Annotated in this window: 4 protein-coding genes; 3 read left to right on the top strand and 1 reads right to left on the bottom strand. The window is 40.4% G+C overall.

Annotated elements, in window-relative coordinates; genetic code table 11:
- A partial coding sequence (locus ACWVCM_RS12165) for a two-partner secretion domain-containing protein (RefSeq protein ID WP_455202023.1) occupies positions 1-966 on the bottom strand: 966 nt, incomplete at its 3' end.
- A 215-nt stretch (positions 967-1,181) separates the two neighbouring features.
- Between ACWVCM_RS12165 and ACWVCM_RS12160 the strand changes: the two genes are divergently transcribed.
- The 3 genes from ACWVCM_RS12160 to ACWVCM_RS12150 all read left to right on the top strand — a co-directional run.
- Complete coding sequence (locus ACWVCM_RS12160; protein ID WP_455202022.1) at positions 1,182-3,551, top strand: CHAT domain-containing protein; 2,370 nt, start codon at positions 1,182-1,184, stop codon at positions 3,549-3,551.
- Between the two features lie 927 nt (positions 3,552-4,478).
- Positions 4,479-5,168: a response regulator transcription factor gene (locus tag ACWVCM_RS12155; RefSeq protein WP_455202021.1), complete on the top strand. Its 690-nt coding sequence runs from the start codon at positions 4,479-4,481 to the stop codon at positions 5,166-5,168.
- Between the two features lie 35 nt (positions 5,169-5,203).
- Positions 5,204-6,273, top strand: a 1,070-nt coding sequence (locus tag ACWVCM_RS12150) for a histidine kinase dimerization/phospho-acceptor domain-containing protein (RefSeq protein WP_455202020.1), incomplete at its 3' end; no start/stop codon positions are given.

Below are 6,273 nucleotides of genomic sequence, written 5' to 3'. Positions count from 1 at the left end.
GGCATTTATCCCGCTGGTATTTTGCAAATTAATATTGCCAGTTACAGCTATGTCGATATCACCATTGTTAGTAGTAAAGTTGTCGCTGGAAATTATCGAGTTATCTAAGGTAAACTGGCCGGCCCTGATATAGACTGATCCCGATGACGTGGCTGTACCTTTTTCACTAACACTCAAAATCCCTCTGTCAAAAATCAATATTTCACCAAAGGAATTTACGTTATCAACATTATAATTGCCGCCACTGAATGTTACTTCGCCACTTGAAGCGGTACTAATAAGATTGATATCGCCTCCGTAAGCATTCAAAAAGCCACTTGCTCCTCCGCGAACAATTATGTCGCCGCTTACGATGGATAATGTTTCACCATCTGGAACCTGCAAGAAGGATTGATCAACTATGATAACTTCGGGATTTGAATTTAAAAATCCAAATGCGCTGGGAGGTGCTGAACTTAAAACTTCATTGATTTGTATCGTCGCGTTAAATCGTGTGCCGTCCGTAAAACCAAGATAGTCTGCCGTACTCACATGCAATGAACCCTGTAGATCAAGCACCGCATTAGGGCCAAACAGGATGCCCAGTGGATTGATAAGATAGAGGTCTGCGCCAGGAATGGTCGATCTTAATGTACCGTCTATTGAAGAATATGATCCTCCGGTAATTCGGCCTATCACATTTTCTATGTTGGCTGGACCACTAAACGTCGCACTCTCCAACGAAGTTAGATTAAATGATGAAAAACTGTGGAAAAGATTGTTACCTGAGATTTGCCCATAATTTTCTGTAATCGCAAAATCGGGCCCATCCAGACTGATTTGCGGGCCCAATGACCCGTCAAACACCACTTCAGCAACGGCGCTTTTACATAAAAATAACAAACACCACAACAGAAAATAATGAAATTTTAAATATGTAGAATTTTGCCGAGCCAGGGATTGATTATGTTTCTTTGCAACATCCACATTTCTCCCTCCCTTGGATGTTCCTAGTATTTTATAAAAGTATAAGTTATAAACTTATTTCTCTCCAGGGTAGCCTAATCTTTTTTATGTATTAATATGTATATTATAAACTCATGTTAGAGCCTTTTCGTTTTGATTAATTCTTAACTATGCGCAAAGAGTTTCTAGTGACAAGAATAAAGCACTCTGGTAGTTCGCTAGCGAAAGAATTCATTATGCGCAGCCGTTTACTATCCTTAATAATAGTATTTTTAGTTTTTCTCCCTCTTTCATCTACATCTGCTAACAGCAACTCTGTTGATAATATTTTAACAGATGCTAAAAAATCATTTCGTGCTGGAAATTTAAACAATACGATAGAACTACTGCTACAGGCGCAAATAATAACTGATCGTTCTGATAAGATAAAAACAAACCAAATTATATTACTCCTGGCTGAAACTTACCGGGCTGCTGGCAGACCCATTGAAGCAATTAATTTGCTTTCAAAGGAAGTGGACGAAAATAAAGATTTCGCCCCAAAGTTACGTGCGCAAATTTATATCAGCCTTGCAAACTCCCACGTTGATTTGGGCGATCTCAAAGGTGCAAAACAGTATTTGACGGAAAGTATAAAGTTATCAAAAGCAAATGACCTGGAAGCAATCAGAGCAACCGCACATAACAGTCTTGGCAATCTATATGCCCTCGAAGACAATGCTTATTCAGCCACCAACGAATATACAGAAAGTATAATCATTAGCCAAAGCAAAAAACTTGATTTACTGCAAGCAAAGGCACTTACAAATCGTGCACGAATTACAATCACTCAACACAAATCCGATCCAACGTTGCTAAAAAGTGCGAGAAATGATCTGAAACAGGCTAACAAGATTGCCGCTAGCCTGGCAGACACAAGTTCAACATGCAAAGTGTTAATTTCTATTGGCAGCTTGTTGCAAACATTAGCAGAAGCTAATAGTTCGGTTACTCTAAAAGATGATTCAACTAAAGAAGTTTTAATTAAAGAAGATTTACTTGGTGCATTTAAGGCCTTCAATACTGCTGCGGAGGTTGCGGACAGACTGGAAAACCAATATCTATCTTCATATGCGCTCGGAAACTTAGGCAAATTATATTTTGATCGCAAGCGTTTTGAGGAAGCTCTGCTCTTTACTCAAGACGCAGTACTTGCTGCCCAAAAAGTGAAGGCATTGGAGATTTTATACAGATGGTATTGGCAAACTGCCAGAATTCTTCTTGAATTGAACGATCAAACTGCCGCGATAAATGCGTACAAACTTGCGATTGATACACTACAAGATGATTCTCTTCGTTATGATTTAAACAAATCCCAGCTTTCGAAAACATATTCATTCCAAAACACGATAAAACCACTCTATTTGGAATATGTCGAACTATTATTAGCAGAGAAAAAAAATATTAGCAATAATCAACATCATCAAAATTTAGTAGCAGCTAAATCTACCATAGAAAAGTATCGTGCCGCAGAATTACGCGATTATTTTCAAGACGAATGTATTACAGAACTTCAGGCAAAAACTAAAAAATTTGAACACATTGATCACAATGTTGCGGTTATATACCCAATCATTTTATCTGATAAACTGAAAGTAATATTAAGCATTGGCGATTATGTTACTGACAAGCCAGACGGACCAAACGAGCCAATAGAGGTCACTTTTAAAAAAGTTAACCGAGAGAGCAGCCGCTTAAAAAATGCGATTAAACAACGTAAAACCGGCGACGCCCTTTATGATCCTGCAGAAAATATTTATAGCTGGCTTGTCGCACCTTTCTCTGAAACGCTTAAAGAAAAAAATATTAAAACGTTGGTTTTTGTACCCGATGGACCACTTCGCAGCGTACCGATGGCTGCATTATATGACGGACAGGATTTTCTCGTTAATAATTATGCTGTCGTCATAGAGCCCGGGCTTGAACTTACTGATCCACGCCCCACTCTTGAAAAGAATATCAAAGTGTTATCTGGTGGGCTCACAGAGTCTAAAACAAACGATCCACCATTGGAGCACGTAGAAAGTGAATTAACACAAATAGAAAATCTATATCAAAATGACAATATAAGGCTACAAGGTGGCAATTTTACCGTCAGCAATTTAAAAAATGAACTCAACCAGACACCTTTCCAAATCGTACACATAGCAACCCATGGCCAATTTGCAATTAATCCGAATGAATCATATTTGAGCACCTATGATAAAAGAATGTATATGAATGATTTGAGTTCATATATGGGTATTAGTAAGTTTCGCAATAAACCAGTGGAGTTACTGACCCTGAGCGCATGTGAAACCGCAGCTGGTAATGATCGCGCCGCTTTGGGGCTTGCAGGTGTGGCACTGAAATCGGGAGCCAGAAGTGCTATCGCGAGTCTTTGGAAAGTCGACGATGAAGCATCGTCGCAATTGATGCAGTATTTTTATAAAAATTTAACTGGCGAGAAAGGAAAGCTGACTAAAGCCCAGGCTTTACAAGAAGCTCAAAAGATGCTCATTCGCGAAAAGAAATTTAGTGATCCTATTTTCTGGTCGCCCTTTATCCTTATTGGGAATTGGCTCTAAACTTTTGGTTAAATTATTTTAGGAGCATTACGTGTAATAATATACGCTGTTTAATATATGTTCTAATCCACTGCTGATGGCATGGACCTTCCCCACTATTTGATAATCTGAGCATTACTTTTCTTTTTCTATCTCCCACAGTCGTTTCGAATCCCAATGAAATTCAGGGGCATAAAACATCGGGTTACCATTAACTGTCGTTAATTGAAGCATAAAAAAAACCCAGGCCACTGTCAGCGGCCTGGGCCAAGGTCTACTTAAATGAAACTCGTAATTTTACACTCGATTTATTTGATGCGTTGCTGTTTATCGAATGCTTATGTAATACGGTGCTTTAGCACAAAGCAAGACGCTTTTGGAATTATGGAAAACATCATGAATAGTGAGTCGATAGGCCAGTTTACATACCGCCGCCTCCACCGCCCATTCCACCACCCATACCGCCGCCCATACCACCCATACCGCCCATACCGCCACCACCTTGACCGCCCATACCGCCGCCCATTCCACCCATAGTCCTTCTCCTTTAATCAGTTAGTGGATAATTTAACCGGTGATAATAACGAACCTGTTTCAGTTTCATTATTTGCACCGTCGAGATACGCTTTCGGTGTTGGATATACCGCTTTATCGGTGCCCCCAACACGGCTGACTATACCCGTTGTAATGCAAAGTAAATTCAGGAGATTGTAAAGATATGTAAATACATATCATGCTTACATAAATGTACATTATTCTTACGAGTTATTTTCTAATCAAAACGAATGAGCGTTCCCTAACAGGGAAAATAATGACCTACTATTTATAATGCTATGCCGGACAAAGATCACTGGAAATGTGGGGATTGAGTACTCATAGTAAGTCGTTACAATATAGGTAAACACATGATTAGTTTGGCATGGGATTAATCCTACGGAATGTAGCATTATGAATGATAGTTTGCTTTTGGTGGACGACGACAAAGAACTCAGCAATATGTTACAAAGCTACCTGGCACAGGAAGGCTTCAAAACTGATGCTGTCTATGATGGAGAATTAGCAATAGACAAGGTGCTGAGCAATAGTTATGGCCTTATCATACTCGATATTATGCTGCCGGGAAAATCCGGCTTTGAAGTATTAAAAGCTATCCGGGAAACTTCTTCTGTTCCCGTACTCATGCTAACCGCGCGTGATGAAGATGTTGATTCCGTGGTTGGTCTTGAACTCGGCGCAGATGACTACCTGGCCAAACCCTGTAATCCTCGCGTCCTGGTGGCTCACATACGCGCAATTCTGCGACGCAGCCAGTTGAATTTCTTATCGGACAACATTGATGAGCAGTTATCTATTGGCAATATCGAGTTATACCCTCACTCTCGTACTGTGCTTCGTGAGCAGGATCCCGTCCCCTTGACATCAACTGAATTTACTATACTAGAAATTCTGATGCGCAACGCAGGGAATATTGTTAACAAGAACGAATTATCTGAAATCGCCCTGGGTCGCAAACTCGCGCATTTTGACCGCAGCCTGGACGTACATATCAGCAATGTGCGTAAGAAGCTTGGCTTTGGCGCCGAAAACCATGATCGAATTAAAACTGTTCGCAATGTAGGTTACCTTTTTAGCAAGTAGTAATTAACAAGTAATAATTTTGCTAAATAATTTTAATGTATACATTATTCTGGAAAATATTCTTTACCTACTGGTTGATCATTCTGATCATCGAACTGTTCACTGCCTGGATCACTGCAGATCTGAGCGAACATGAATTTCATCCCATACTGGAACGGCAAAATGCTGAATTCGTGGCAAGCTCTACGCAAGCCGTGTCAATTCTAACCTCCGACGGGCTGGCAGGATTGCGTAGCTGGATACTTCAGGAGAGCAACTTGAAAGGTATCGATGAGATCTATGTGATTGACAAGAATAACAAGGAAGTAAATAACCAGCCTTTGCCTGACAGCATTAAAGTCATTGCGAAAAACAACGACGTTGAACAAACGCCTTATCATCACTACCAACCCATTAAACATACTCTGGCATTCAGAACCAAAACCCCTGAAGGTGACAACTATTTAGTAATTAGCACCTTCGCACACCCACCCCTGTTGAAATATCTGCTTGCACCACAGCGTGTTGCGTTAAGCGTTATCATTAGCGGCCTTATCTGTTTTCTGTTAGCGCGCTATTTCACATCTCCATTGATCAACTTACGTCGTTCCACCCAGATGTTAACGCTAGGTGACTTTGATACCACTCACCTACAACAGCTGCGCAACCGAAGCGATGAATTTGGCGCATTAGCAGTCGATTTCAACCAGATGACAGAGCGCTTGAGTGACTTGTTACATACCCAACGCCAGTTACTTCGGGATATATCCCACGAATTATATTCACCACTGGCCCGCATACGGGTGGCACTTGGGCTCGCGCGCAAAAAATATATAGCATTGGACAGTGCGGAACTTGACCGTATTGAAGCAGAAATTGAAAAGCTTGAGATTCTGATTCGTGAACTTTTGACATTCGTGAAGATTGACCCAAAAAACAACACAACTAATACAACGCAAGTCAATATATGTGAATTGCTAAGCTATGTAGTAACTGACGCACAATATGAACAACAACAATCATCCGTAGATCAGAAAATCAATCTACAATGTTCAGATAATATTGAAATAGACGTAGATGCAAAGCTATTGCATCGCGCTATAGAAAACATTTTACGAAACGCCCG

Source organism: Kaarinaea lacus, assembly GCF_975902315.1.
This window is presented reverse-complemented; position numbering and strand designations above follow the sequence as displayed.